19 protein-coding genes are annotated in these 24,996 nt (G+C 67.1%); 10 read left to right on the forward strand and 9 right to left on the reverse strand.

Annotated elements, in window-relative coordinates:
- Position 1: 1 nt before the first annotated feature.
- A complete protein-coding gene (locus ACSFB7_RS28150; RefSeq protein WP_435475613.1) occupies positions 2-901 on the forward strand; it encodes a PhzF family phenazine biosynthesis protein in 900 nt (299 codons plus the stop codon).
- 55 nt (positions 902-956) lie between these two features.
- Here ACSFB7_RS28150 and mgtA read toward each other — a convergent pair whose 3' ends face one another.
- The 8 genes from mgtA to ACSFB7_RS28190 all read right to left on the reverse strand — a co-directional run bounded on the left by mgtA (position 957) and on the right by ACSFB7_RS28190 (position 13,292).
- Positions 957-3,719, reverse strand: coding sequence for a magnesium-translocating P-type ATPase (gene mgtA / locus ACSFB7_RS28155; protein WP_435475614.1), 2,763 nt, complete (start codon positions 3,717-3,719; stop codon positions 957-959).
- Between the two features lie 442 nt (positions 3,720-4,161).
- Positions 4,162-4,581 carry a hypothetical protein gene (locus tag ACSFB7_RS28160; protein WP_435475615.1) on the reverse strand — a complete coding sequence of 140 codons (420 nt, stop codon included), beginning with the start codon at positions 4,579-4,581 and terminating at the stop codon, positions 4,162-4,164.
- A 37-nt stretch (positions 4,582-4,618) separates the two neighbouring features.
- Positions 4,619-5,962, reverse strand: a complete 1,344-nt coding sequence (locus ACSFB7_RS28165) for a TolC family protein (RefSeq protein WP_435475616.1) — start codon at positions 5,960-5,962, stop codon at positions 4,619-4,621.
- A complete protein-coding gene (locus tag ACSFB7_RS28170) occupies positions 5,959-9,087 on the reverse strand; it encodes an efflux RND transporter permease subunit (protein ID WP_435475617.1) in 3,129 nt (1,042 codons plus the stop codon). Before ACSFB7_RS28170 ends, ACSFB7_RS28165 begins: the two co-directional genes overlap by 4 nt.
- The gene (locus ACSFB7_RS28175) at positions 9,080-10,219 is read right to left on the reverse strand and encodes an efflux RND transporter periplasmic adaptor subunit (RefSeq protein WP_435475618.1); all 1,140 of its coding nucleotides are present in this window, start codon (positions 10,217-10,219) and stop codon (positions 9,080-9,082) included. The genes ACSFB7_RS28170 and ACSFB7_RS28175 overlap by 8 nt, the downstream gene beginning before the upstream one ends.
- A 56-nt stretch (positions 10,220-10,275) precedes the next feature.
- On the reverse strand, positions 10,276-10,608 hold the full coding sequence (locus ACSFB7_RS28180) for a hypothetical protein (RefSeq protein WP_435475619.1): 333 nt from the start codon (positions 10,606-10,608) through the stop codon (positions 10,276-10,278).
- Between the two features lie 534 nt (positions 10,609-11,142).
- The gene (locus ACSFB7_RS28185; RefSeq protein WP_435475620.1) at positions 11,143-11,844 is read right to left on the reverse strand and encodes a TetR family transcriptional regulator C-terminal domain-containing protein; all 702 of its coding nucleotides are present in this window, start codon (positions 11,842-11,844) and stop codon (positions 11,143-11,145) included.
- On the reverse strand, positions 11,841-13,292 hold the full coding sequence (locus tag ACSFB7_RS28190) for an aminotransferase-like domain-containing protein (RefSeq protein WP_435475621.1): 1,452 nt from the start codon (positions 13,290-13,292) through the stop codon (positions 11,841-11,843). Before ACSFB7_RS28190 ends, ACSFB7_RS28185 begins: the two co-directional genes overlap by 4 nt.
- Before the next feature lie 263 nt (positions 13,293-13,555).
- On the opposite strand from ACSFB7_RS28190, the gene ACSFB7_RS28195 reads away from it, so the two are divergent.
- From ACSFB7_RS28195 to ACSFB7_RS28215, 5 genes are all read left to right on the forward strand, one after another.
- The gene (locus ACSFB7_RS28195; protein WP_435475622.1) at positions 13,556-14,914 is read left to right on the forward strand and encodes an NAD(P)-dependent oxidoreductase; all 1,359 of its coding nucleotides are present in this window, start codon (positions 13,556-13,558) and stop codon (positions 14,912-14,914) included.
- A gap of 70 nt (positions 14,915-14,984) precedes the next feature.
- A complete protein-coding gene (gene preA / locus ACSFB7_RS28200; RefSeq protein WP_435475623.1) occupies positions 14,985-16,295 on the forward strand; it encodes an NAD-dependent dihydropyrimidine dehydrogenase subunit PreA in 1,311 nt (436 codons plus the stop codon).
- A gap of 133 nt (positions 16,296-16,428) precedes the next feature.
- Complete coding sequence (locus ACSFB7_RS28205; RefSeq protein ID WP_435475624.1) at positions 16,429-17,934, forward strand: NCS1 family nucleobase:cation symporter-1; 1,506 nt, start codon at positions 16,429-16,431, stop codon at positions 17,932-17,934.
- Positions 17,935-17,959: 25 nt separating this feature from the next.
- The gene (gene hydA / locus ACSFB7_RS28210) at positions 17,960-19,399 is read left to right on the forward strand and encodes a dihydropyrimidinase (RefSeq protein WP_435475625.1); all 1,440 of its coding nucleotides are present in this window, start codon (positions 17,960-17,962) and stop codon (positions 19,397-19,399) included.
- Between the two features lie 18 nt (positions 19,400-19,417).
- A complete protein-coding gene (locus ACSFB7_RS28215; protein ID WP_435475626.1) occupies positions 19,418-20,674 on the forward strand; it encodes a Zn-dependent hydrolase in 1,257 nt (418 codons plus the stop codon).
- Between the two features lie 14 nt (positions 20,675-20,688).
- Here the strand turns inward: ACSFB7_RS28215 and ACSFB7_RS28220 are convergent, their stop codons facing one another.
- Positions 20,689-21,906 carry an acyl-CoA dehydrogenase family protein gene (locus tag ACSFB7_RS28220; RefSeq protein WP_435475627.1) on the reverse strand — a complete coding sequence of 406 codons (1,218 nt, stop codon included), beginning with the start codon at positions 21,904-21,906 and terminating at the stop codon, positions 20,689-20,691.
- 141 nt (positions 21,907-22,047) lie between these two features.
- Between ACSFB7_RS28220 and ACSFB7_RS28225 the strand changes: the two genes are divergently transcribed.
- From ACSFB7_RS28225 to ACSFB7_RS28240, 4 genes are all read left to right on the forward strand, one after another.
- A complete protein-coding gene (locus ACSFB7_RS28225; RefSeq protein ID WP_435475628.1) occupies positions 22,048-23,385 on the forward strand; it encodes an NUDIX domain-containing protein in 1,338 nt (445 codons plus the stop codon).
- Between the two features lie 37 nt (positions 23,386-23,422).
- Positions 23,423-23,989 carry a GNAT family N-acetyltransferase gene (locus ACSFB7_RS28230; protein ID WP_435475629.1) on the forward strand — a complete coding sequence of 189 codons (567 nt, stop codon included), beginning with the start codon at positions 23,423-23,425 and terminating at the stop codon, positions 23,987-23,989.
- The gene (locus tag ACSFB7_RS28235; RefSeq protein ID WP_435475630.1) at positions 23,986-24,408 is read left to right on the forward strand and encodes a hypothetical protein; all 423 of its coding nucleotides are present in this window, start codon (positions 23,986-23,988) and stop codon (positions 24,406-24,408) included. Before ACSFB7_RS28230 ends, ACSFB7_RS28235 begins: the two co-directional genes overlap by 4 nt.
- A gap of 84 nt (positions 24,409-24,492) precedes the next feature.
- Positions 24,493-24,876: a nuclear transport factor 2 family protein gene (locus tag ACSFB7_RS28240; RefSeq protein ID WP_435475631.1), complete on the forward strand. Its 384-nt coding sequence runs from the start codon at positions 24,493-24,495 to the stop codon at positions 24,874-24,876.
- Positions 24,877-24,996 lie beyond the last annotated feature (120 nt).

Below are 24,996 nucleotides of genomic sequence, written 5' to 3' on the forward strand. Positions count from 1 at the left end.
GATGGCAACGACTGCCCTTCCGACCGCGCTTCCGATGGCCCGCGACATCCGCGTCTTCGTGGGCCCCGACAAAGCCATCGGCGGCAACCCCGCGCCGGTCTGGCTCGATGCCGATGCGCTCTCCACCGCACAGATGCAGGAGAACACGCGCCTGAGCGGCCACGAGTCCGTCTTCGTGCTGAAGCCGACCGCACCCACGCACCGCCTGCGCATGCGCTACTTCGTGCCGAACCACGAGATGGAGATGTGCGGGCACGCCACCGTCGGCGCGCTGTGGCTGCTGCACCGGCGCGGCGAATGGGACGGCACGCCCGTCGCGATCGAAACGCTCAGCGGCACCGTCACCGGCCGGCGCGTCGATGGCACGGTGCAGATCAGCCAGCCGCGCGCAACGGTGCGGGAAGTGACGCAAGCGTCACTCGTCGAAGAGATCGCGCAATGCCTGGGCATCGGCGTCGATCGGATCGTGGGGCCGGTGCTCAACGCAGCCACCAGCCGCATCAAGACGCTGGTGCGCCTGGCCGACACCGCGCAACTGCACGCCTTGCGCGTGGACTTCGCGCGCGTCGAGTCGCTGTGCGAGCGCCTCGGCTCCACCGGCCTGTATCCCTATGCGATGTCGCGGGATGAGGCCGACACGGTCAGTGCGCGGCAGTTTCCGAAGTCTTCCGGCTATCCGGAAGACGCGGCCACGGGCATCGCCGCCGCGGCGCTGGCCTGGGGCCTGCGCCACCTCGGGCTGGTCGGCGACGCGGAGCTGTCCGTGACCGTTCGACAGGGCGAAGCGATGGGGTCGCCATCGGCCATCCATGTCGGCCTGCCCCTGGAAGCGATGACGCACGAAGGTTGCTGGGTCGGCGGCGAGGCTTGCGAATCGCTGTCGCACGGCGGCGCGGTCTAGCTGCCGATGCCGATCGGGATGCGCGTAGCCTGAGCACCGCGCGCATCTCCCTCCCCTACTGCCAGCCGAAGCGCCGGATGTAGTAGCGCTTCATCAGCGTCGTCAGCACCGCATAGCCCAGCAGGATGGCCACCAGCCACGGGAAGTAACCCAGCGGCAGCGCCTGCAGCTTGAAGTAGCCGGCCAGCGGCCCCATCGGCAGGAAGATGCCGGCCGCCATGATGAGCAGCGTCATCGCAGTCAGCGGCCACGCCGCGCGGCTTCCGATGAAGGGCAGCTTGGGCGTGCGGATCATGTGCACGATCAGCGTCTGCGTCAGCAGCCCCACCACGAACCAGCCCGACTGGAACAGGGCCTGCTGCCCTTCGCTGTTCGCGCCGAACACATGCCACATGAGCACGAAGGTCGTGATGTCGAACACCGAGCTGATCGGACCGAAGAACACCATGAAGCGGCCGATGTCGCCGGGGTTCCAGGTCAGCGGCTTCTTCACCAGCTCCTCGTCGACGTTGTCGAAGGGAATGGCGATCTGCGAGATGTCGTACAGCAGGTTCTGCACCAGCAGTTGCAGCGGCAGCATCGGCAAAAAGGGCAGGAACGCGCTGGCCACCAGCACCGAGAACACGTTGCCGAAGTTGGAGCTGGCCGTCATGCGGATGTACTTCAGCATGTTGCTGAAGGTCTTGCGCCCTTCGATCACGCCGGCCTCCAGCACCATCAGGCTCTTTTCGAGCAGGATGATGTCGGCCGCCTCCTTGGCGATGTCCACCGCGCTGTCGACCGAGATGCCGATGTCGGCCGCGCGCAGCGCCGGCGCGTCGTTGATGCCGTCGCCCATGAAGCCGACCACGTGGCCGTTGTCGCGCATGGCGCGCACCAGCCGCTCCTTGTTCAGCGGCGACAGCTTGGCGAACACGTTGTTGACTTCCACCGCGTGCGCCAGCGCCTTGTCGCTCATGCGGTCGATGTGCTGGCCCAGCAGGATGCCTTCGACCTTGAGGCCGACCTGCTGGCAGACCTTGCCGGTCACGAGTTCGTTGTCGCCGGTCAGCACCTTCACCGTCACGCCGTGCTCGGCCAGGGCCTTGAGCGCGGGCGCGGTCGATTCCTTCGGCGGATCGAGAAAAGCCACGTAGCCGACCAGCGTGAGGTCGGCCTCGTCGGCCACCGAGTACGCGGCCGCGCGCGACGGCGTTTCCTTCATGGCCACGGCCACCACGCGCAGGCCTTCGTGGTTCAGGTCGCGGGTGATCTGGCGCACGCGCTCCAGCATCTCTTCGTCCAGCGGCACGTCGCGGCCGTTCTCATGCACGCGCGTGCACACGCTGAGCATTTCCTCGACCGCGCCCTTGCAGATCAGCTCGTGGTGGTCTTCGCGCTCCGACACCACCACCGACATGCGCCGGCGCTGGAAGTCGAAGGGAATCTCGTCGACCTTGCCGTAGTCCTGCCCCAGCTTGAGTTCGGACTGCAGTTCCACATGCTCCAGCACCGCGCGGTCCAGCAGGTTCTTCAGGCCTGTCTGGTAGTAGCTGTTGAGGTAGGCGAACTTGAGCACCTCGGTGGACTCGTTGCCGAACACGTCGGTGTGGCGCTCCAGAAAAATCTTGTCTTGCGTGAGCGTGCCGGTCTTGTCGGTGCACAGCACGTCCATGGCGCCGAAGTTCTGGATGGCGTCCAGCCGCTTGACGATCACCTTCTTGCGCGACAGCAGCACGGCGCCCTTGGCCAGCGTCGAGGTCACGATCATCGGCAGCATCTCGGGCGTGAGGCCCACGGCCACCGACAGCGCGAACAGAAAGGCCTCGGTCCAGTCGCCCTTGGTGAAGCCGTTGACCAGCAGCACGATGGGCACCATCACCAGCGCGAAGCGGATCAGCAGCCAGCTCACGCTGTTGACGCCGGCCTGGAACGCGGTGGGCGTGCGGTCGGTGGCGGTGACGCGCGTGGCCAGCGTGCCGAAGTAGGTCCGGTTGCCGGTGGCGATCACCAGCGCAATGGCCGAGCCCGACACCACGTTGGTGCCCATGAACACGATGTTGGCCTGCTCCAGCGGGCTGTGCGCGCCGCTTTGCCGCTCGACGAATTTTTCCACCGGCAGCGATTCGCCGGTCATGGCCGACTGGCTGACGAACAGGTCCTTGGCGGCGAGGATGCGGCAGTCGGCCGGGATCATGTCGCCGGCCGACAGCACGATGTGGTCGCCGGGCACGAGGTCCTTGATGGGCAGCTCGACGCGGCTGGGCGCATGGCGCGCCAGCGGCCGGGCCTCGAAGTAGCGCTCGGCGACTTCGGCGGCTTCGGTGCGAAGGTCGCGCCGGATCACGGTGGCCGTGTTGCTGACCAGTGCCTTGAGGTTTTCAGCCGCACGGTTGGAGCGGCCTTCCTGCACGAAGCGGATCAGCGTGGACAGCAGCACCATGGTGCCGATGACGACGGTGGCCTTGGTGTCCTCGGTGACGTAGGACACGATGGCGAGCAGCGTGAGCAGCAGGTTGAACGGGTTCTTGTAGCAGTGCCACAGGTGCATCCACCAGGGCAGCGGCTTTTCGTGCGCCACCTCGTTGGTGCCGACGGTTTCGAGCCGGCGCTGTGCTTCGGCATCGCTCAGGCCGTCTTCGTGGGAGTCGAGCCGCACCAGCAGCGAGGGCACGTCGTCGTCGGCGGCGCGGAACAGGTCGCGTGCCAGGCGGTCGGAAATGGGCTGCGAGGCGCTGCGGCCGCCGGCCACGGTTTCCAGCATTTCGCCCCGGCCGAAGAGTCGGGAGGTGCGGCGGCTGTTGAGGAAGGCGACGAACCAGGTCTGGAGAAAATTCATCCTCGTTGCTCCACTTTGTGATCGCGTGAATCGCGATGCGTTGAATTTGTCGGGGCGTTCTTTGCGTCGTTGTTCTTGGCGCTGTTGTTCTTGGCGCTGCTGTTCAGGGCGTGTGCGAATGACACCGGGTACTCCCCTCCGCGAATGTCCCCCGGGGCGCTGCGCGCCCCTCCTCCTTTATTTCGCTGCGGGGAGCACCCGGTGCCATTCGCACCTGGACACGCTGCTGGTGTATCGCCGATCAACGACTGCTCCTCATAACGCTCACGCTGGCGGTGTGCTCTGCGCAGCGAAATCAAGGAGGAGAGGCGCGCAGCGCCTCGGGGGACATTCGCGGAGCAGAGCACACCGTCGGCGTGAGCGCGCCCTGAATGGCAGCATGAATGACGCCCTGAACCGCAGCGCCTCAATCGCAAACCGCGACAAACAAAAACGCAGGATTTCATTTCAGCGCTCCAGCAAAGGCATGGACTTTCCTGTCAGGCAAAGGACTCACAGGCCGGGGACTGCTTGCGTCGACTGCCCCATCATCCCCCCAGAATGTGGCAGGCGGATTGTGCGTTGACGCGGAGCCCAGGGTTTCGAGGCGCAGCAACACCACCGGCAACACCTGCAGATGCAGCGCCAGGCACTGCACCAACCGGGTCGCGCTGCCCAACTGCCCCTGGAACTCGCCGCTGAGCGCCCATTTCGCCGTTGGCACGCCCAGCGGCTGCTCCTGCGGACGGCGCCAGTACAGGCGCGCGTCGAAGAAGCTGCAGCGCAAGGCCTCGCGCGCGGCTTCCAACGCCTCGGCATGGACGATCAGCGTCAGGCGGTGATGGAGCCAGCGGGCTCCGTGTCCGGAATCGAATTCGGCCATGACGGATTTCCTTTCTTTCTCTTTGTCTCTCGGGGACTCAGAGCGCGGGGTGCAGCCCGATGCTCAGTTGAAGCTGCACGGTGGCAGCGGCCAGGTCGGCCCGCGCCTGCAGGTACGCCAGGTACGCGTCGTCGGCCGAGCGCTGCGCCGCAAGGAACTCCAGCAGCGAAGCCTGTCCGTTGCGGTACGACAGGCGGATGCCCGCGAGCACCTTGTCCGAGTCCGCGAGCACGGACTCGCGATACCGCCGCAGGTTCTCGCGCGCGGCAAGAAACTGCGTGTAGCTGGTGCGCACATCGGCGTCGGTCTTCAGCTCGGCGGCGCGCAGGCCCAGCATGGCCTGAGTGACGGCCGATTCGGCCTGGATCACCTCGCCCTTCTGCAGTCGCGAGAACGGGAGCGGCATCGACACTTCCACTGCCAGCGTGCGCGAGACCGGCGAGCCGGGTGTCTCCTTGCCGTCGCCATCGAAGGTGCTGCGGCCGATGGGCGTGCGGCCGGCCGTCAGCTTCACGGTGGGGCCGACGTAGCGGTTGGCCTGCACGAGTTCGGCGTTGGCCCGCATGTTGTCGAGGGTCGCGCGGGCGATCAGCACCTCGTCGCGCGCATCGAGCGCCTGTCGGATCAGCGCATCGACGTCGTCGCCCGGTGTAAACGCGGCGAAGTCGCAGTCCAGACGCGGCTGCGCGAACAGTTCACCGAAGCGCTGGCCCAGCGGCACCGACAGGTTCAGCAACGCGGCCTGCGCATCGGCACGGCCCTTGACCACGCCGGCCTGGAACTGGTCGCGCTCGGTGCGCGACTGCAGCAACTCCAGCCCGCCCGCATCGCCCACCTTGCGGCGCACCTCGTTGGCACGCACGACGTCGGACAGCGACTTGAGCGACGACTCCTGCCGCACCAGCGCCTCGCGCGTGCGGCAGGCTTCCGCGAAGGCGGTGGCCGAATCGCTGTAGAGCTGGTGCTTGAAGCCTTCCACGTTGGCTTCGGTCAGCTTCACGTTGCTCTTCGCGGCCTTGATGCGCTTGTCGCGCTTGCCGCCGGTCTCGATCTCCCATTCGAGCGCGACCGTGCGGCTGACCGGGGGCTTCAGCGCGACGGTTCGGCTGAACTCCTTCGGCCCGTAGCCGAGCGTGAGCTTCGGGTCGGGCATGACGCCCGCGATCGACACGCCGGCTTCGGCGGCGGCGATCGACTCGCGCTGCGATGCGAGGTCGAGGCTGTGCTTTTCGACGGCGGCGAGGTAGCTCGCGAAATCGACCGCCGTGGCACCGGTGGCCACGGCCGAAACCAAAGTTGTGCCTTGCGCGCAGGCGATGCCCGTGCACAGCGACAGTAGCGCCATGCCGACGCCGTGCCAGTGGATGTTCTTGTTCTTCATGCGTGCTCCAGGAGGTCCGCGTCCGGCGCGGCCGTTTCGGCTTCGGCGCGCCGCCTGGCGACGGCCTCGGCCCGTGTTTCGACAAGGTGGTAGAGCGCCGGCAGAAGCACCAGCGTCAACAAGGTGGCGGTGACCAGGCCGCCCACGACGACGGTGGCCAGCGGCCGCTGCACGTCGCTGCCCAGCCCCATCGCCAGCATCGCGGGCGTGAGGCCGAAGGCGGCCACGGTGGCGGTCACGAGCACGGGGCGGATGCGGCTGCGCGCGCCTTCGATCACGGCCTCGCGCAGCGGCAGGCCGTCTTCGCGCCGCAGCCGGTTGATCTGCGAGATCATCAGAACGCCGTTGAGCACGGCCACGCCGAACAGCGCGATGAAGCCGACCGCGCTCGACACGTTCAGCGTCATGCCGCGCAGATGCAGCGCCGCCAGGCCGCCGAGCATGGCGAGCGGCACCACCAGCAGCACCATCGCCGGCTGGCGCAGGTTGCCGAACTCGGCGAACAGCAGCAGGAACATGATGGCCAGCGTCATCGGCAGGATCACCATGAGCCGGGCCTGCGCGCGTTCGAGGTTCTCGAACTGGCCGCCCCAGGCGATCTGATAGCGCAGGTGGTCGTAGTGCACATCGCGCTCGATGGCCGACTGCGCCTCGGCCAGGAAGCTCGACAGGTCGCGGTTGCGCGCGTTGAGCTTCACCGTGAGGTGGCGGCGCGACGCTTCGCGCGTGATGGTGGTCTCGCCCGACACGGTGCGGATCTTCGCCACCTGCCCGAGCGGCACCTTCGCGCCGCCGGGTGCGGTGAGCATCAGGCCGGCGATGGCGTCCGGGTCATTGCGGGTGGCTTCGGGAAAGCGCACCGTCATGCCGTAGTTCTTCTCGCCCACATAGACCTGCCCGATGGCCGTGCCGCCCATGCCGGTGGAGATCAGGTCGCTCACGTCGGCCACGTTGATGCCGTAGCGCGCGGCGGCCGCGCGGTCGATGTCGATCTTCAGGTTGGGCAGCGGCGGTTCCTGGTCGATGGCCACGTCGACGGCGCCGGGTACTTTTTCGAGCACGCCGACCACGTCGCCCGCGATGCGGCGCATCTCGTCCAGGCTGTCGCCGTAGATCTTCACCACCAGGTCGCTGTGCGCGCCCGAGAGCTTGTCCTGCACGCCGTCGATCATGGGCTGCATGAAGCCGACCGAAAAGCCGGGCAGCTGCTTGTAGCGCTCGGCCAGCTTGGCGATCAGCTCCTGCTTGCTCAGGCCCGACTTCCATGTGTTGTACGGATGCAGACCGACGCTGGCCTCGATGTGCGAGACGGTCCACGGGTCGGTGCCGTCGTCGTTGCGGCCGGTCTGCGTCACGATGTACGAGACCTCCGGAAACTCGCGCGTGGCGCGGCGCAACTCGTTCGCCAGACCCGTTGCTTTTTCGAGTGTGATGCCAGGCGGCATCGTCACCTGCAGCCAGAGCGAGCCTTCGTCCAGGTAGGGAAGAAAGTCGCGGCCGATGGTGCTGCCCAGGCCGAGCACGCCCAGCAGCGCCACCGCGCAGGTCACCACGACCCAGCGGCCCTTGCCCAGGGTGCGCGAGAGGAAGGCCTCGTAGCGCACCGTCAGCCATTCCATCGGCCGGTTGTGGAAGATGCGGCGCGGCTTGCGGAACGCGAGGTACGCCAGTCCCGGAATGAGCGTGAGCGCCACCAGCAGCGCACCGACCAGCGCCGAGCCCACGGCGAAGGCCATCGGCGAGAACAGCTTGTATTCGATGCGCTGGAAGGCGAACAGCGGCAGGTAGGCCGCGATGATGACCAGCATGCCGAAGAAGATCGGCCGCGCCACCTGCACCGTGGCGGCGATGGCGTCGGCGGGGGTCAGCGGCTTGTCTTGCGCCTGCTCGCGCCGCCGCAGGATGCCTTCGACCAGCACCACCGCGCCATCGACCAGGATGCCGAAGTCGATCGCGCCCAGCGACAGCAGGTTGGCCGGCACGTTCAGGTGCCGCATGAAGATGAAGGCGATCAGCATCGACAGCGGAATGGTCAGCGCCACGATGGCCGCCGCGCGCGGGCTGCCGAGCGACAGCAGCAGCACCAGCGTGACCAGCACGATGCCCTCGATCAGCGTCTTGCCGACCGTGTGCGTGGTGGCGTCGATGAGCGAGGCGCGGTCGAGGTAGGGCACGACCTTCACGTCCTTGGGCAGCAGGTTGTCGTTCAGGTCCTGCACTGCGGCGTGCACGCCCTGGATGACCTGCGAGGCCTGCGCATCCTTCAGCAGCAGGGTGATGCCGGAGATGGTGTCGGGGTTGTCGTTCTTGCCGAGAATGCCGCGCCGCTCGACGTTGCCGTAGCTCAGCGTTCCCAGGTCCTTCACCAGCACCGGCGTGCCCGACTTGGCCGTGACCACCACGTTGCCCATGTCCTGCAGCGAGCCGATGAGCCCCGAGCCGCGCACCACGTAGGCCTGCTCGCCACGGTTCATGAGGCTGCCGCCGGCGCTGCCGTTGTTGGCGTTGATGGCGTCCTTGATCTGCTGCAGCGTGACGCCGTACTGCACCAGCTTCGCGGGGTCGAGCGCGAGCATGAACTGCGTGGTCAGCCCGCCGAAGTTGGCCACGTCGATCACGCCACTGACTTTCTTCAGGCGCGGGATGACGGTCCAGAACTGCAGCTCCGACAGCTCGCGCAGGTCGCGCGTCTTCGACTCCAGCGTGTAGCGGTAGATCTCGCCGATGGGCGAGGTGTAGGCATCGAGCCCCGGCGTGGCGCCGTAGGGCAGCGTCACGCGGGCGATGCGCTCCTGCAGGCGCTGGCGCGACCAGTAGCCGTCCACGCCGTCCTTGAACACCACGACGATCAGCGACAGGCCGAAGGTGCTCTTGGAGCGCAGCACATGCAGGCCGGGCGTGCTGAGCAGTTCGCGCTCCAGTGGCACGGTGATCTGCTGCTCGACCTCTTCGGCCGCAAGGCCCGGCACCTGGGTGACGACCTGCGAGGTGACGTCGGCGATGTCGGGATAGGCCTCGATGGGCAACTGCTTCCAGCAGGTCCAGCCGTAGAGCGCGACGAAGGCGAACACGATCCACGCGATGCCGCGCCGGCGAAAGCACAGGGTGACGAGGCGCTCAATCATTGAGGAGCACCCCTTCCTTCACGGCGATGCGCTCGCCGGCCTTGAGCCCCGAAAGAATCTCGACGCGGTCGCCGACGACCGGCCCCACCGTCACGTTGCGCGCCTCGTAGGTGAAGGCGCCCTTCTCCACGAAGACCTTGGTGTAGAGGCCGCTCTGCACCAGCGCGGACGCGGGCACGACCACGGCCGGATGCGCCTCGCCCGAGAACACCACCTTGGCGAACATGCCGGGGCGAAAGCGGCCCTGGCGGTTGTCGACGGCCACGCGGACCTTCACCGTGCGCGTGTCGGTATCGAGCACCTCGCCGATGTACTTGACGGTGCCGTCGAAGGCCTGGTCGGGGTAGGCGTTCAGATCGATGCGCGCCTTCTGGCCGACGCGCAGTGCGGGGATGTCTTTTTCCGACACGTTGGCGGTGAGGAACACGGTCGACAGATCGGCCACCGTCATGATCGGCGCGTTGATGTCGTTCCAGTAGCCGCCCTGCGCGCCGGTCATCTCGATCACGCGGCCGCTGATGGGCGAGCGCAGCACGTATTCGCGGTGCGAGCCCGCGCCTGCCGACGCGCCGAGCTGTGCCAGGCGGTTCTTCGCGACCTGCGCATCGCTGGTGGCAGCGCCGTAGGCGAGTTCGGCCGCTTCGTAGTCCTTGCGGGCGGTGATCTCGGCATCGAACAGCAGCTTCTGGCGCTCGAAGTCGCGGCGCGACTGGCGCAGCGCGGCGTCGGCCTTGGTGGCATCGCCGAAGGCGTTGCTCAGGTCGGCCGAGTCGAGCGTGAAGAGCGCGTCCCCCGCCTTGACCGGATCGCCCAGCGAGCGCTGCAGCTTGACGATGCGGCCCGCCACCGGCGAGGTGACCTTGACGAGTTTTTCGGGCGCGGCCTCGATGCTGCCGGGCGCGCTGATCGGCCGCTCCACCGAGCGCGATTCCGCCGCGGCCACCTGGATCGATGCGCGCAGCGGGGAGTTCTCGGGCAAGGCGACGAGTGCGCCGTCGTGCACGACGGCGCGCGAAGCGGGCACGGGTTGCGCAACGGCGGACGACGTGAACATCTTGCCCACGTCGCAGCCGGCCAGCACGATGCTGGCGGCCACCGCGACAAGGGTGGCGATGAATGTTCTTTTTCTCATGGTTCTTCTCCTGGGGATCGAGAGATCCGTATCTGTTGTTGTGGGATGGACCGCAGTCACAGCCGCGCCCCTCGCAGCGGCAGGCAGAAAGAAAGCAGGCGCGCGAAGAAGCCCATCGAAGGGCGAACGTCGAACGCACGGCCGCCGACCTGCGCGCAGCGGCGGCGGGCCGCGCGTGTCAGGTGGCGAAAGACTTCGTTGCGCTGCGGTGCAGGCAAGGTCGAGAGCGCGTCGGCAATGACGCGGCCCGAGCAGGGCGAGAGGGTGGCGGCGAAAGCGGCTGCGCCGTGGCTGTACAGCAGCGCCTGCAAGGCCTGGGGACGGCGCTGCGCGAGCGCGGCATGCAGCGCGCGGCGCAAGGTCTCACGGCGGTGAGCGAAAGCGAACATGGCGGGGACTCCTGCGGCATCGGCGCGCAGGAGTCCTCACGCCTGTGTTCAGGCGAGTCGAGGCCTCCGGGGCAATGCCGGATGCGGGTTCAATGAAGGGGGCGAAGGATGGGCAGGCGCGCGCAAGCGCCAACTAGGGTCTGGGTCCACGGTCTTCTCCTTGGCCCTTTCGGGCGGGTTGATGCAACGAAGCTCCGCTGCATGGACGCACGCGCACAGACCGCCCGGAGGGAGGCCGAAAGATCGCGAACGCGATCGGGCCACCCCGGGCGGAGGATCAATGAATCAGGCGTGAGGAGATGGGCGCGAAGCCTGACCCGCGAAGGGAGTCAGGGCATCGGCAAGGGCTGCGGTCGGCTCGGCGACCTCAACCCGGAGAGCGGGCGTTCAGGAGGCCGGGCAGGCAACAGCGGCCATCAAGGCACGCTTTGCATCACTGCTACTACAACTGGCACTGTCCACGCGCGGCGCTCCAAAAAACAAGATGCGCGGATTATTGCGATGCAGCAATGCGAGCGTCAACAAAAATTCACACTACGTGCGATTTATCCGACGCTGGTCTTTCTGGCTCGTGACGACCGCTGAAGTGGCGGGCCGCGTGAGGCCCAGCGCCCCCTCGAGCATGCGGATGATGGTCTCGCGCGCGAGGTCGAAATCGGCCGGTTCCAGCGCCTGCTTGCCCAGCAACATGCGCATCTGCCATGCAAAGTCGGCATAGGTCTGCGTCATGGCCCAGAGCGTGAACAGCAGATGCGGCACGGGCAGCGGTGCCACGTCGCCATTGGCCATCCAGCGGTTCAGCACGGCCGCCTCTGCGCGGAAGGCGGGCACGAGCTTGGCCTCGATGTCGTCGGCGCATTGCGGCGCCTGCGAAATGATCTCCTGCGCGAACAGGCGCGAGCCCGAAGGGTAGTCGTAGGAGAACTGCAGCTTCTGCGTGACGTAGCGCTCCAGCGCGGCATGCGGATCGAGGTCGGCATCCGCAAGGCTGTTGAGATTGGAGAGCCACGAATCGAGCACGTCGTTGAAGACGCGGCTGTACAAGGCCTTCTTCGAGGGGAAGTAGTACAGCAGGCTCTGCTTGGAGATGCCCGCATCGGCCGCGATGTCGTCGACCGACACGCCGCCGTAGCCGTGCAGCGCGAAGCGCTCCTGCGCCACGGCGAGGATGGCGCTTTCGATGTTCTGGCGGCGGGCTTGCCGCTTCACGGCCGGTGGACGTGCGGCGGTGCTCATGGGTTCTTCATCCGCGCGAGGAAGCGCACGAGCCGCTCGTCGCCGCAATGCGCGACGTTGAAGCGATACCACGCGAAGGGCTGTGGCGTGCCTGTGAAATCCGCAGCGGCTGCAAGCGGCAGACCCTGCTTGCGCGCCTCCTGCAGCACCGCGTCGCTGGTCGGTCGAGGCTCGCTGCCGGGCGGCCAGCCGGCGCAGAGAAAGGGCCCGCCATCGGGCACGTACAGCGCCTGCAGGCCCGCGCCGGTGAGCAGCGACAAGGTGCGCTCGCCGGCGATCTTCAGCGCCGTGTTGAGCTTCTGCAGGAAGCGCGGATAGCTGGCATCGGCCAGAACCTCGCAGGCCACGCGCTCCTCGAACTCGCTCGGCCCGAGCGTGGTGTGCAGGCAGCGCAATGCGGGGTCGTCGACCCAGCGCTGCGGCAGCAGCACGTGCGCGAGCCGCAGCTTGGCGGACAACGTGGTCGACACGCCACCGACCTGCGCCACGCGCTGCAGGCCGTCCATCGCAGCGAGGCTTGGGGCCTGCAGCGGCGAGAGCCCGCGCCAGGTGTCGAGTTCGATCACGCGCAGGTCGTGGCGCTCAGCCGCCTGCAGCGCCTGATGGACGCCCTGCGGGCTCATGCAGACGCCCAACGGATTGGAGACTGCTGTCGAGAGGAAAAGCAGGCGCCGCCCGCTCGCCGCAGGCAACAGCGCGGCGAGGTTGTCGAGCGTGCCGATGTCCAGGCAGCCGCCGCGCCGTGGCACTTCGAGCATGCGTCGGCCCAGCGTGTGGATCAGGCGGCGCAACTGGCGCGGCGCGGGCGACTCGACCAGCACCGCATCGCCCGGCCCGGTCCATGCCTGCAGCAGGCACATCACCGCGCCGAGGCTGCCTGCGGCGGTCATCACCTGCTGCGGGCCCATCGCGGGCAACTCCGCGCGATGGCGCGTGGCGATCAGTTCGCGCAGCCGTGGCAGGCCGAAGCTGGGGCGCGTGCCGCTGTCCCAGTCGGGCGCGGCGCGGGCCACGCGGCGCATCGCTTCGCGAACGAGATCGTCGCCCCGGTACTCGGCGGGTGGAGGCCTGTCTTCGCCGGTTGTTTGCTCCGCCACGCACGGCATTGAACCGGCGTCGTCAAGCGTCGAGCGCGACGGCCGATGCAGCACGTAGTACCCACTGCCCGGCCGCGAGGCCAGCACGGAGCGCGCGCGCAACGCGCTGTACGACTCGGTGACCGTGAAGGTGCTGATGCCCAGCTTGCCGGCCAGCGCGCGCACCGAAGGCATCTTGGTGCCGGGTGCCAGGCGCCCGTCGATGACGCGCAACTCGACGCCCACCACCAGCCGTTGCGCCAGCCCGAGGCCGGGGCCGGCGTCGTCCATTTCGCCCATCAGGCCCTGCATCCATCCGGCACCGGCCGAGGCCGGTGAAAGCAGCGCCTGGGCGTTGCGTGAACTCTGCATCGCTGTGTCTCCTTCGAAACCCGTGTCGTGGTGCGAGACAGGGTTTGCCCTTGGGAACTGTGCTGGACAGTGCACCAAACAGCACGGTCCGCTGCGGCAAACACTTTCTCGCTCGCCGCGCCAACTGTGTATGGGCGGCACCCCTTGTTTGCTGAATCATCGCGACATTCGACCACTTGGTCAAACTTCATGAGGGCTCGATCCCTCGTGTCGAAACAGATCCCCACCACGACCCTGGAGCTTGAACGCCCATGAGCAGCACGATGAATCCCGTCGCTCCCACCGCACATCTGGCATCGGATGTGCGCGCGGGCCGCCTCAACCCCGAGCAGTACGCGAAGAACTTCTGCGACGCCCATCCGCCGCTGAATGTGGTGCAGGCCAACATCGAGGCCGAGCGTTGCTACTACTGCTTCGACGCGCCCTGCCAGACGGCCTGCCCCACCGGCATCGACATCCCGACCTTCATCCGCCGCATTGCCGACGGCAACCTGCGCGGCGCCGCGCGCACCATCCTCGAAGAGAACCCGCTGGGCGGCATGTGCGCCCGCGTGTGCCCGACCGAGGTGCTGTGCGAGCAGGCCTGCGTGCGCAACAGCAACGAGAGCAAGCCGGTCGAAATCGGCCTGCTGCAACGCCACGCGACCGATGCCTTCTTCGACGCACCCGGCGCACCGCTGTTCGTGCGCGGAGCCGACACGGGCAAGCGCGTAGCCGTCGTCGGCGCGGGTCCTGCCGGCCTGGCCTGCGCGCACCGCCTCGCGGTGCTGGGCCATCAGGTGACGCTGTTCGATGCGCGCCCCAAGCTCGGCGGCCTGAATGAATACGGCCTGGCCAGCTACAAGACGGTGAACGACTTCGCGCAACGCGAGATCGAGTGGCTGCTGTCGGTCGGCGGCATCGAGGTGCGCAACAACCAGGCGCTGGGCCGCGACCTGCACCTGGATGCGCTCGACGCCGAATACGACGCGGTGTTCCTCGGCCTGGGTCTTGCCGGCGTGAACACGCTGGGCCTGGGCGAGCAGACCGGCGTGCGCGACGCGGTGGACTTCATCGCCGAATTGCGCCAGGCCGCATCGCCGGCCGACGTGGCCATCGGCCGCCATGTGGTGGTGATCGGCGGCGGCATGACCGCCGTGGACGCGGCCGTGCAGTCGCGCAAGCTCGGCGCGGAAGACGTGAGCATCGTCTACCGGCGCGGCACCGAGGGCATGGGCGCATCGCCCGACGAGCAGAGCTGGGCCAAGGACAACGGCGTGCGCATCATCCACTGGGCCGCGCCGAAGGCCCTGCGCGCCAAGGGCGGCGTGCTGCGCGGCATCGACTTCGCGCGCACCGCGCTGGTCGACGGCAAGCTGGTCGAGACCGGCGAGAGCCTCGCGCTGCAGGCCGACATGGTGCTGTGCGCCATCGGCCAGAGCTTTGTCGCAACCGCGCTGGAAGACAGCGGCGTGCAACTGCAGGGCGGCCGCATCAGCACCGATGCGGAATGCCGCAGCTCGCGCCCGAAGGTCTGGGCCGGCGGCGACGCGCGCTTCGGCGGGCGCGACCTCACGGTCGAGGCGGTGGAAGACGGCAAGCAGGCCGCGCTGTCCATCGACCGCCACCTGCGCGCCGCGTGAAGCGACCGCACCGATCTTCCTTTCATCCCATCCCATCCGTGCGCGCCTTGCCGCGACAGGAGCAATTCACATGGCAGACCTGAGCATCGACTTCGTGGGCATCCGCAGCCCCAACCCCTTCTGGCTGGCTTCGGCACCGCCCACCGACAAAGAGATCAACGTGGTCCGCGCCTTCGAGGCAGGCTGGGGCGGCGTGGTGTGGAAGACCGTGGGCGAAGACCCGAACGTGGTCAACGTGCACGGCCCACGCTATGCCGTGTCGTATGCGGCCGACCGCCGCGTGACCGGTTTCAACAACATCGAGCTGATCTCCGACCGACCGCTGCGCACCAACCTCGACGAGATGGCGCGCGTCAAGCGCAACTGGCCCGACCGCGCGGTGGTGGCCTCGATCATGGTGCCCTGCACCGAAGAGGCATGGAAGAACATCCTGCCGATGGTCGAGGACACCGGCTGCGACGGCATCGAGCTGAACTTCGGCTGCCCGCACGGCATGAGCGAGCGCGGCATGGGCGCGGCCGTGGGCCAGGTGCCCGAGTACATCCAGATGGTGGCCGAGTGGTGCAAGCACTACTCGAAGCTGCCGGTGATCGTGAAGCTCACGCCCAATGTGGCCGACATCCGCCCCGCCGCGCGCGCTGCAAAGAAGGGCGGCGCCGATGCGGTGAGCCTCATCAACACCATCAACTCGATCATGGGCGTGGACCTGGACGCGATGGCGATGTTCCCGCACACCGACGGCAAGGGCTCGCACGGCGGCTACTGCGGCCCCGGCGCCAAGCCGATCGCGCTGCACATGGTGGCCGAGATCGCGCGCGACCCGCAGACGGCGGGCCTGCCGATCTCGGGCATCGGCGGCGTCTCGACCTGGCGCGATGCGGCCGAGTTCATCGCGCTGGGCAGCGGCTCGGTGCAGGTGTGCACCGCCGCCATGGTCTACGGTTTCAAGATCGTGCAGGACCTGTGCGATGGCCTCTCGAACTTCATGGACCAGAAGGGCTACGCCAACATCGAGCAGATGCGCGGCCGCGCGGTCGGCAGCATCACCGACTGGCAGCAGCTGAACCTGAACCACGTCGACAAGGCGGTGATCCACCAGGACCTGTGCATCCAGTGCGGCCGCTGCCACGTGGTGTGCGAAGACACCTCGCACCAGGCCATCAGCGCGACGAAGGACGGCATGCGCTTCTTCGAAGTGAAGGAAGAAGAGTGCGTCGGCTGCAACCTGTGCGTGTCGATCTGCCCGGTGCCGGGTGCGTTGTCGATGCGCACGCTGAAGGCCGGCGAGATGGACGCACGCACCGGCCACCCGGTGGTCGGCAAGTACGCCAACTGGACCACGCACCCGAACAACCCGATGCGCACCGAAACCCACGCCTGAGCCGATCGGATGAACGAATGAATGAGTGAATGAGTGAATGAATGAGTGACAAAGCCCGGCGCAGACCGGGCAGCGGCAGGAGGGGAACGACAACACAGTCAAGAAAACAGCCCACACGCAGGAGACATCCCACATGACGACCCCATCGCAGAGCGGCGCACCCGCCGCAAACCTCTGGAACGAGGACCTGGCGCCCACCACACTGGCGCAGCGAACGTGGCGCTGGTACCACTTCGCCGCGCTCTGGGTGGGCATGGTGATGTGCATCCCCGCCTACACGCTGTCGGCCAGCCTGATCGAAGGCGGCATGTCGTGGAGCCAGGCGGTGCTGACCGTGTTCCTGGGCAACGCCATCGTGCTGGTGCCGATGCTGCTCATCGGGCATGCGGGCGCGAAGTACGGCATTCCGTACGCAGTGATGGCACGCGCCTCGTTCGGCACGCGCGGTGCGCGGCTGCCGGCGCTGCTGCGCGCGGTCGTGGCCTGCGGCTGGTACGGCATCCAGACCTGGTTCGGCGGCGAGATGATCTACACGCTGGTCGGCGTGCTCATGGGCCAGCCGCTGGGTGGCGACAAGCTGCCGATCCTCGGCATCAACGGCGCGCAGCTCGTGTGCTTCATGATCTTCTGGGCCATCCAGCTGTACTTCGTGGTGCATGGCATCGAGTCGATCCGCCGGCTCGAGACCTACACCGCGCCGCTCAAGATCATCGTGTGCATCGCCCTGCTCTACTGGGCCGTGCAACGCGCGGGCGGCCTCGGCCCGATCTTCGACCAGCCTTCGCAGTTCGAGCCGGGCGGCAAGAAGGCCGGCATGTTCTGGGCGGTGTTCTGGCCCTCGCTCACGGCCATGGTGGGCTTCTGGGCCACGCTGGCATTGAACATCCCCGACTTCACGCGTTTTTCGCGCTCGCAGCGCGACCAGGTGGTGGGCCAGGTGATCGGCCTGCCCGCACCGATGGGCCTGCTCGCGATGATGGCGGTGATGGTCACTTCGGCCACCGTGGTGATCTACGGCAAGGCGCTGTGGGACCCGGTGGACTTGGCCAGCCGCATGACCGGTGCCGCGGTGCTGATCGCGCTCATCATCCTGCTGATCGACACGGTGAGCGTGAACCTCGCGGCCAACCTGGTCGGCCCGGCCTATGACTTCTCTGCCCTCAACCCCGAGAAGATTTCGTACCGCAAGGGCGGCTACATCACCGCCGGCATCGCCATCGTGATGATGCCGTGGAAGGTGCTCGAAACCACGCAGGGCTACATCTTCACCTGGCTCATCGGCTACTCGGCGCTGCTCGGTCCGGTGGCCGGCATCCTGATTGCCGACTACTACCTCATCCGCCGCAAGGAGCTGGATGTCGATGCGCTCTACCGCGGCAACGGCCAGTACAGCTACAGCAACGGCTGGAACATGGCGGCGGTCATTGCCTTCATCGTCGGCGTGCTGCCCAACATTCCGGGCTTTCTGAATGCGGCCTTTCCGTCGGCCGTGCCGTCGATGCCCGACTTCTTCAAGACGATCTACACCTATGCGTGGTTCGTCGGCGTGGTGCTGTCGGCCATCGTGTACCTGGGCCTGATGAAGGCACGGGCGCCGCAATTGCAGGGCCTGTCCGCGCCCCTGAAGAACCCCACCTGAAACGTACACAAAAGGAACTCACGCCATGACCGTACTCATTCGCGGTGGCACGGTGGTCAACGCCGATGCCGAGCACCGTGCCGACGTGCTCTGCCAGGGGGACAAGATCCTCCATGTCGGCACCGACCTGCAGGTGCCCGGCGGCGCCGAGGTGATCGACGCCGGCGGCGCCTACGTCATGCCCGGCGGCATCGATCCGCACACCCACATGCAGCTGCCCTTCATGGGCACGGTCGCGGCCGACGACTTCTTCAGCGGCACGGCGGCCGGGCTGGCCGGCGGCACCACCAGCATCATCGACTTCGTGATTCCCGATCCGAAGCAATCGCTGATGGACGCCTTTCACGTGTGGCGCGGCTGGGCCGAAAAATCCGCCGGCGACTACAGCTTTCACGTGGCCGTGACCTGGTGGAACGACAGCGTGCATGCCGACATGGGCACGCTGGTGCGCGAGCATGGCGTGAACAGCTTCAAGCACTTCATGGCCTACAAGAACGCGATCATGGCCGACGACGAGATCCTGGTGAAGAGCTTCCAGCGCTCGCTCGAACTCGGCGCCATGCCCACGGTGCATGCGGAGAACGGCGAGCTGGTCGCGATGCTGCAGCAGCAACTGCTGGCGCAGGGCATTCGCGGGCCCGAGGGCCATCCGCTGTCGCGCCCGCCGATGGTCGAGGCCGAGGCGGCCAACCGCGCCATCGCCATCGCCGATGTGCTGGGCGTGCCGATCTATGTGGTGCACGTGTCGTGCGGCGAGGCACTCGAAGCCATCACCCGCGCCCGCGCGCGCGGCCAGCGCGTGTACGGCGAAGTGCTGGCTGGCCACCTCGTGGTCGACGAAAGCGTCTACCGCGACCCCGACTTCGCACGCGCCGCCGCCCACGTGATGAGCCCGCCCTTCCGCTCGCGCGAGAACCAGGCCATGCTGTGGCGCGGCCTGCAGGGCGGCAACCTTCACACCACGGCCACCGACCACTGCACCTTCTGCGCCGAGCAGAAGGCGGCTGGCCGCAACGACTTCACGAAGATCCCCAACGGCTGCGGTGGTGTGGAAGAACGCATGGCCGTGCTGTGGGATGCCGGCGTCAACGCGGGCCGGCTGACGCCCTCGGAGTTCGTGCGCATCACCTCGACCAACGCGGCGCAGTTGTTCAACCTGTACCCGCGCAAGGGCGTCATTCAAGCCGGTGCCGATGCTGACATCGTGGTGTGGGACCCGAGGGCCACCAAGACGCTGTCGGTGAAGACCCAGCACTCCAAGAGCGACTTCAACATCTTCGAGGGCCGCGAAGTCATGGGTGTGCCGAAGCACACGGTGAGCGCCGGCCGCTGGGTCTATCGCAACGGTGACCTGCGCGCCGAACCGGGCACCGGCCGCTACCTCAAGCGCCCACCCTTCGCGCCGATGTTCACCGCGCTGGAGCGCTTCAAACAGCAGCATGCGCCCACGGCCGTGGCGCGCTGAATTCTCAAGGAGTCATACATGAATGCAGTAGTGGACAAGCAGGTGCTGACGATCAACGGCGAGCGCCTGTGGAACTCGCTGATGGAGCTGGCGCGCATCGGCGCCACCCCCAAGGGCGGCGTCAAGCGGCTGGCCCTGACCGACCTCGACAAGCAGGGGCGCGACCTCGTGGTGTCATGGGGCAAGGAGGCCGGCCTGAGCATCACGATCGACAAGATCGGCAACGTCTTCATGCGCCGCGAAGGCACCAACCCCGCGCTGCCGCCCATCGTGTCGGGCAGCCACATCGACACCCAGCCGACCGGCGGCAAGTTCGACGGCAACTACGGCGTGCTGTCGGCGCTGGAAGTGGTGCGCACGCTGAACGACCAGGGCATTCGCACCGAGGCGCCGATCGAGGTCGCGTTCTGGACGAACGAAGAAGGCTCGCGCTTCGTGCCGGTGATGATGGGCTCGGGCGTGTTCTGCGGCGCCTTCAGCCTCGAACACGCCTACGCCGCGAAAGACACGGAAGGCAAGACGGTGCGCGAAGAGCTGGAGCGCATCGGCTATGTCGGTGCGCAGACGCCGGGCGACCATCCCATCGGCGCCTACTTCGAGGCCCACATCGAACAGGGCCCGGTGCTGGAAGACGCGGGCAAGGTGATCGGCGTGGTGCCTGCCGTTCTCGGCCTCTCCTGGTACGACTGCGTGGTGACCGGCATGGAAGCGCATGCGGGCCCGACGCCGATGCACCTGCGCCGCGACGCGCTGCAGGTGGCGACGCGGATCATGCAGGAGGTGGTGGCCATCGCGCTGCGCTACCAGCCGTACGGTCGCGGTACGGTCGGCATGGTGCAGGTGCACCCGAACAGCCGCAACGTGATTCCGGGGCAGGTGAAATTCTCGGTCGACCTGCGCAACGTGAACGACGAGCTGCTCGACCGCATGCACGCCGAGATCCTCGCCTTCGTCGAGCGCACCGGCCGCGAGACCGGGCTCGGCGTGACGATCGAGCGCGTGTCGTACATCCCGCCCTGCCCCTTCCACCCCGACTGCGTGGAGGCAGTGCGCCGTGCGACCGACAAGCTCGGCTACTCGACCATGGACGTGGTCTCGGGCGCGGGGCACGACGCGATCTATGCGGCGCGGCTCGCACCGGCCGGCATGATCTTCGTGCCCTGCAAGGACGGCATCAGCCACAACGAGATCGAGGACGCGCAGCCCGACCACCTGACGGCGGGCTGCAACGTGCTGCTGCACGCGATGCTCGAACGCGCCAAGCGCGTCGACTGAAGCCGTCGCGGCGTTTACTGGTACGCCGCCAGCTCCTGCCTGGCGATTGCGTTGCGGTGCACTTCGTCGGGGCCGTCGGCCACGCGCAGGTGGCGCTCGTAGGCGTAGAAGTGCGTGAGCAGCGTGTCCTGGCTCAGGCCCATCGCGCCGAAGGCCTGCATCGCCCAGTCGATCACCTTCACGCAGTTGTTGGGCGTCAGCACCTTGATCATCGCGATCTCTTTGGCGGCGACCTTGTTGCCGACCGTGTCCATGCGGTAGGCGGCGTTCAGCACCATCCAGCGCGACTGCTCGATCAGCATGCGCGACTCGGCAATGCGCTCGCGCCACACGCCCTGCTCCGACAAGAGCTTGTGGAAGGCGGTGCGCGACACCAACCGCTGGCACATCATCTCCAGCGCTGACTCGGCCATGCCGATGGCGCGCATGCAGTGGTGAATGCGGCCGGGGCCGAGGCGGCCCTGCGCGATCTCGAAGCCGCGGCCTTCGCCAAGCAGGATGTTCTCGACCGGCACGCGCACGTTGTCGAACACGATCTCGGGATGGCCGAACGGCGGGTCGTACATGCCGAGCAATTGCATGTCGCGCACGATGGTCACGCCTGGCGTGTTCTTGGGCACCAGCACCATCGACTGCTGCCTGTGGCGGTCGGCGTTGTCGGGGTCGGTCTTGCCCATCAGCACGAAGATTTCGCAGCGCTCGTTCATGGCGCCGGTGATGTACCACTTGCGGCCGTTGATGACGTACTCGTCGCCTTCGCGCCGGATGCTGCAGCGGATGTTGGTGGCGTCGCTCGACGCCACCTCGGGCTCGGTCATCGCGAAGGACGAGCGGATCTCGCCCGCCAGCAGCGGCGTGAGCCAGCGGTCTTGCTGGGCCTTGGTGCCGTAACGCGCCAGCACTTCCATGTTGCCGGTGTCGGGGGCGGAGCAGTTGAAGATCTCGGCGCACCAGTAGCGCCGGCCCATGATCTCGCACAGTGGCGCGTACTCGACGTTGGTCAGGCCCGGGCCGTGTTCCGACTCGGGCAGGAACAGGTTCCACAGCCCGCGCTCGCGCGCCTTGGCCTTCAGGCCGGCCATCATCGGCAGCTCGGCGTACGGGCGGCCGGCGCGCGCGTTGGCGGCCAGCTCTTCTTCGCGGCGCTTTTCGTTCGGATAGACGTATTCGTCCATGAACTTCAACAGCTCGTCGCGCAGCGCGATCACCTTGGGTGTGAATTCGAAATGCATCAGGCGTCCTTCAACAACAAAGTGCGTTGAAGTTAAGCCGCGCGGGCAGGTTTGGACGGTCCTTCGCGCGACAGGCACCCGGTGCGGCTGTCACCTTCGCAGCAGCGGCCCGGTAGCCTGGCGGCGCGAGAATGCCTTCCCATGAACACAAGAACACCGGAGACCCCGCAGAAACCCGCAGCGCCGCGCCCCGTGCGTGCTGCCGCCACGCTCATCGTGCTGCGCGACGAAGGCCGTGGCCTTGAAGTGCTGATGCTGCGCCGGGCCGAGAAGGCCAACGACCAGAACAGCGGCGCGAGCGTGTTTCCCGGCGGCGTGATCGATGCGCACGACCGCAGCCTGCACGCACAATGCAGCGGGCTGGATGATGTTGCCGCGAGCGCGCGCCTTGCGGTGCCCGAAGGCGGCCTCGATTACTACGCTGCCGCGATCCGCGAATGCTTCGAAGAGGCCGGCGTGCTGCTCGCCACCGATTCGTCAGGCGCGCTGGTGAAGCTCGATGGCCTGCCGCCTGACCGGCTCACTGCCATGCGCGATGCGGCCGTGCAGGGCACCGATGCGCTGCTAGCACTGTGCGCGGAACATGGCTGGCAACTCGCCGTCGACCGGCTGACCTACTTCACCCACTGGCTCACGCCGCCGGGCATGCCGCGCCGCTTCGACACCCGCTTCTTTCTTGCGCTGATGCCGGCGGGGCAGAGCGTGCGGCCCGATGGCAGCGAGACCGTCGAGCACATGTGGCTGAAGCCCGCCGAGGCGGTGGACCCGGCACGCGGCCTCAAGCTGATGAACGTGACGCGCAGGATCCTGGAGCAGCTTGCACAGTTCACGAGCGCGGACGAGGTCATCGCGCATGCGCGCGGCCTGCGGCACATTCCCCGCGTCATGCCGCGGCTGGCGAATGGGCCCGAGGGGCGGCGGCCGGTGAACATGGAAGAGCCGGCGTATGACGAAGTCGGCCTCGTCGATCCGGACGGTGAAGGCCATGGCCGGTATGCGCACGAGGCAGGGCTTGTCATGCGATTTTCGACGCGGATCGTGCGGGTGACGGGTGCGGCGGCTGGCGCGCTGGCCCACAGCTACTTCGTGGGTGCGGCAGGTGGCGATTGTGCGTTGATCGATCCGGTGTTGACGGACGCGGCCCATGTCGAAGCACAGCGTGCTGCGGCGCCGGGGCGGGTGCGCTGGATTCTTTGGACGCAGGCGCATGCCGGGTCGTCCGATGCGCTCGCTGCCGCATGGCCCGAGGCTTCGACGGCGCAGCGGGCGCCGGGCGAAGAACTCGCCGTGGGCGACGCACGGCTGCAGGTGCGGTCCGGCAGCGGGGACACGCAGGCGCGCCAGTTCCTGCTGGTGGAAGAGCACACGCTCTTTACCGGTGCCGCGGCGCAACCCGCGGCAAGCGACGACGACGCAGGCCTCATCCAATGGATTGCTCCCGGCCATGGTTTCATGCTGCGCGCGGGACACGGCGTGTAGCCCTGCACGCGGTGACGGTGGCGACCAGGAACGGCCTTTGGCCCCTGCGGCAGAATTCGGCGGAAACCTTCATCTGGACCGCCAACGCATGCATATCCGTCGCCTCACACTTCAAGACGCGCCCCCGTTTCGCGCGCTGCGCCTGGCAGCTCTGCGTGACGAGCCCACCTCGTTCGGCGCCAGCTATGAAGAAGAGGCGGCGTTCTCACCCGAGGTGACGGTCGCCCGCCTTGCGGAACATCCCGACCAAGGTGTGTTCGGCGCATTCGACGGCGCCACGCTTGTCGGCATCGTCACGCTCAGACGCGAGAGCGCGAGCAAGCTGCGACACAAGGGAATGATCTTCGGCATGTACGTCGCTCCCGAGGCACGGGGCAAGGGCGTCGGCCGCAGCCTGCTTTCGCAAGCGCTCGTGCTGGCACAGTTGGTGCCTGATCTGCTTCAGGTGAATCTGTGCGTCAACGCCAGCAACGCTGCCGCCATCGCGTTGTATGAATCGCTCGGCTTCGAGACATTCGGCCGGGAGCCAGGGGCTCTGAGGATCGGCGATGTCTTGCACGAAGAGCTGCACATGTTCTGGCGCCCCGCGCGGCCTGCCCCATGACCGGTTACCTCAGTCTCAGGGACCGAAGCTTCGACGTCACATCGGCCGTCGTCCAGTATTCCAACGGACTGTGGAACGTGGAGATCGACACCGCGCCGAAGGCATTCGATGGCGAGCTGTGGGCGCCCCGGCTGTATCACCAGGGCCTGCGGCTGTCGGCGCATACGGGCGAGGGCCTGGAAGGCGCGAGCACCTCGTGGAGCAGAAAGACGGATGCGGCGTACCCTCACCCCGAGTTGGGATTGATGTACGTGTTCGGCCATCACGATGTGTACGACACGACCCTGGCGTTCGGCCGCCTCGACGCCGGGCGCATCGAACTCTTGTGGGATGGGCTTTGCGATGTGTTCTGGTCTGATGACTTCACCGAGGCGGTGCCGTTTCAATGTCGCTGTGTGGCGGCATTGCGCGATGGGTGAAGCCGGGATGCACTCAGGGCCGGTCTTTCGCCAAGCGTTCGCTTCGTGAGTGAGTAAGCAAGCAAACTCAGATGGAGGTCGACGATGGAAGAGCAGAACATCCGGACAGCTATTGATCGACATTGGACTGCCTCCGCTGCAGGTGACCAGATCACCGAGCATGAGATCTATCACGACGATGCCGTGTGCGCGTACCCGCAGTCGGGCGAGGTCATTCACGGCCGGCACAACCTGCAAGCGCTGCGCAGCCATCACCCGGGAAAGCCATCCGGTTTCGTGGTCCGGCGGACTGTCGGCGACGGCAATCTCTGGGTGACAGAGTACGTCATCAACTACGAAGGCAAGCGCGCCCACACCGTGAGCATCATGGAGTTCCGAGACGGCAAGGTGGCGCGCGAGACCCAGTACTTTGCCGATCCTTTCGACGCGCCCGCCTGGCGTTCCCAGTGGGTCGAGCGGGAGGCATGATCGACGGTGGCAATGAACAGACACGTCCATAGCTGCTGCATCGCATGGGCCGCTTGTTGCACGGTTGCAGCAACCGCCATGGGCGCAACGGCAGCAACTGCATCCGGTGCGAGCAAGTCT

This window comes from Variovorax raffinosi (genome assembly GCF_051216615.1).
Lineage (GTDB): Bacteria > Pseudomonadota > Gammaproteobacteria > Burkholderiales > Burkholderiaceae_C > Variovorax.

Coding starts and splice junctions, on each gene's coding strand:
- ACSFB7_RS28150 (WP_435475613.1), top strand. CDS start 2: ATGGCAACGACTGCCCTTCCGACCGCGCTTCCGATGGCCCGCGACATC.
- mgtA (WP_435475614.1), bottom strand. CDS start 3,719: ATGAATTTTCTCCAGACCTGGTTCGTCGCCTTCCTCAACAGCCGCCGC.
- ACSFB7_RS28160 (WP_435475615.1), bottom strand. CDS start 4,581: ATGGCCGAATTCGATTCCGGACACGGAGCCCGCTGGCTCCATCACCGC.
- ACSFB7_RS28165 (WP_435475616.1), bottom strand. CDS start 5,962: ATGAAGAACAAGAACATCCACTGGCACGGCGTCGGCATGGCGCTACTG.
- ACSFB7_RS28170 (WP_435475617.1), bottom strand. CDS start 9,087: ATGATTGAGCGCCTCGTCACCCTGTGCTTTCGCCGGCGCGGCATCGCG.
- ACSFB7_RS28175 (WP_435475618.1), bottom strand. CDS start 10,219: ATGAGAAAAAGAACATTCATCGCCACCCTTGTCGCGGTGGCCGCCAGC.
- ACSFB7_RS28180 (WP_435475619.1), bottom strand. CDS start 10,608: ATGTTCGCTTTCGCTCACCGCCGTGAGACCTTGCGCCGCGCGCTGCAT.
- ACSFB7_RS28185 (WP_435475620.1), bottom strand. CDS start 11,844: ATGAGCACCGCCGCACGTCCACCGGCCGTGAAGCGGCAAGCCCGCCGC.
- ACSFB7_RS28190 (WP_435475621.1), bottom strand. CDS start 13,292: ATGCAGAGTTCACGCAACGCCCAGGCGCTGCTTTCACCGGCCTCGGCC.
- ACSFB7_RS28195 (WP_435475622.1), top strand. CDS start 13,556: ATGAATCCCGTCGCTCCCACCGCACATCTGGCATCGGATGTGCGCGCG.
- preA (WP_435475623.1), top strand. CDS start 14,985: ATGGCAGACCTGAGCATCGACTTCGTGGGCATCCGCAGCCCCAACCCC.
- ACSFB7_RS28205 (WP_435475624.1), top strand. CDS start 16,429: ATGACGACCCCATCGCAGAGCGGCGCACCCGCCGCAAACCTCTGGAAC.
- hydA (WP_435475625.1), top strand. CDS start 17,960: ATGACCGTACTCATTCGCGGTGGCACGGTGGTCAACGCCGATGCCGAG.
- ACSFB7_RS28215 (WP_435475626.1), top strand. CDS start 19,418: ATGAATGCAGTAGTGGACAAGCAGGTGCTGACGATCAACGGCGAGCGC.
- ACSFB7_RS28220 (WP_435475627.1), bottom strand. CDS start 21,906: ATGCATTTCGAATTCACACCCAAGGTGATCGCGCTGCGCGACGAGCTG.
- ACSFB7_RS28225 (WP_435475628.1), top strand. CDS start 22,048: ATGAACACAAGAACACCGGAGACCCCGCAGAAACCCGCAGCGCCGCGC.
- ACSFB7_RS28235 (WP_435475630.1), top strand. CDS start 23,986: ATGACCGGTTACCTCAGTCTCAGGGACCGAAGCTTCGACGTCACATCG.
- ACSFB7_RS28240 (WP_435475631.1), top strand. CDS start 24,493: ATGGAAGAGCAGAACATCCGGACAGCTATTGATCGACATTGGACTGCC.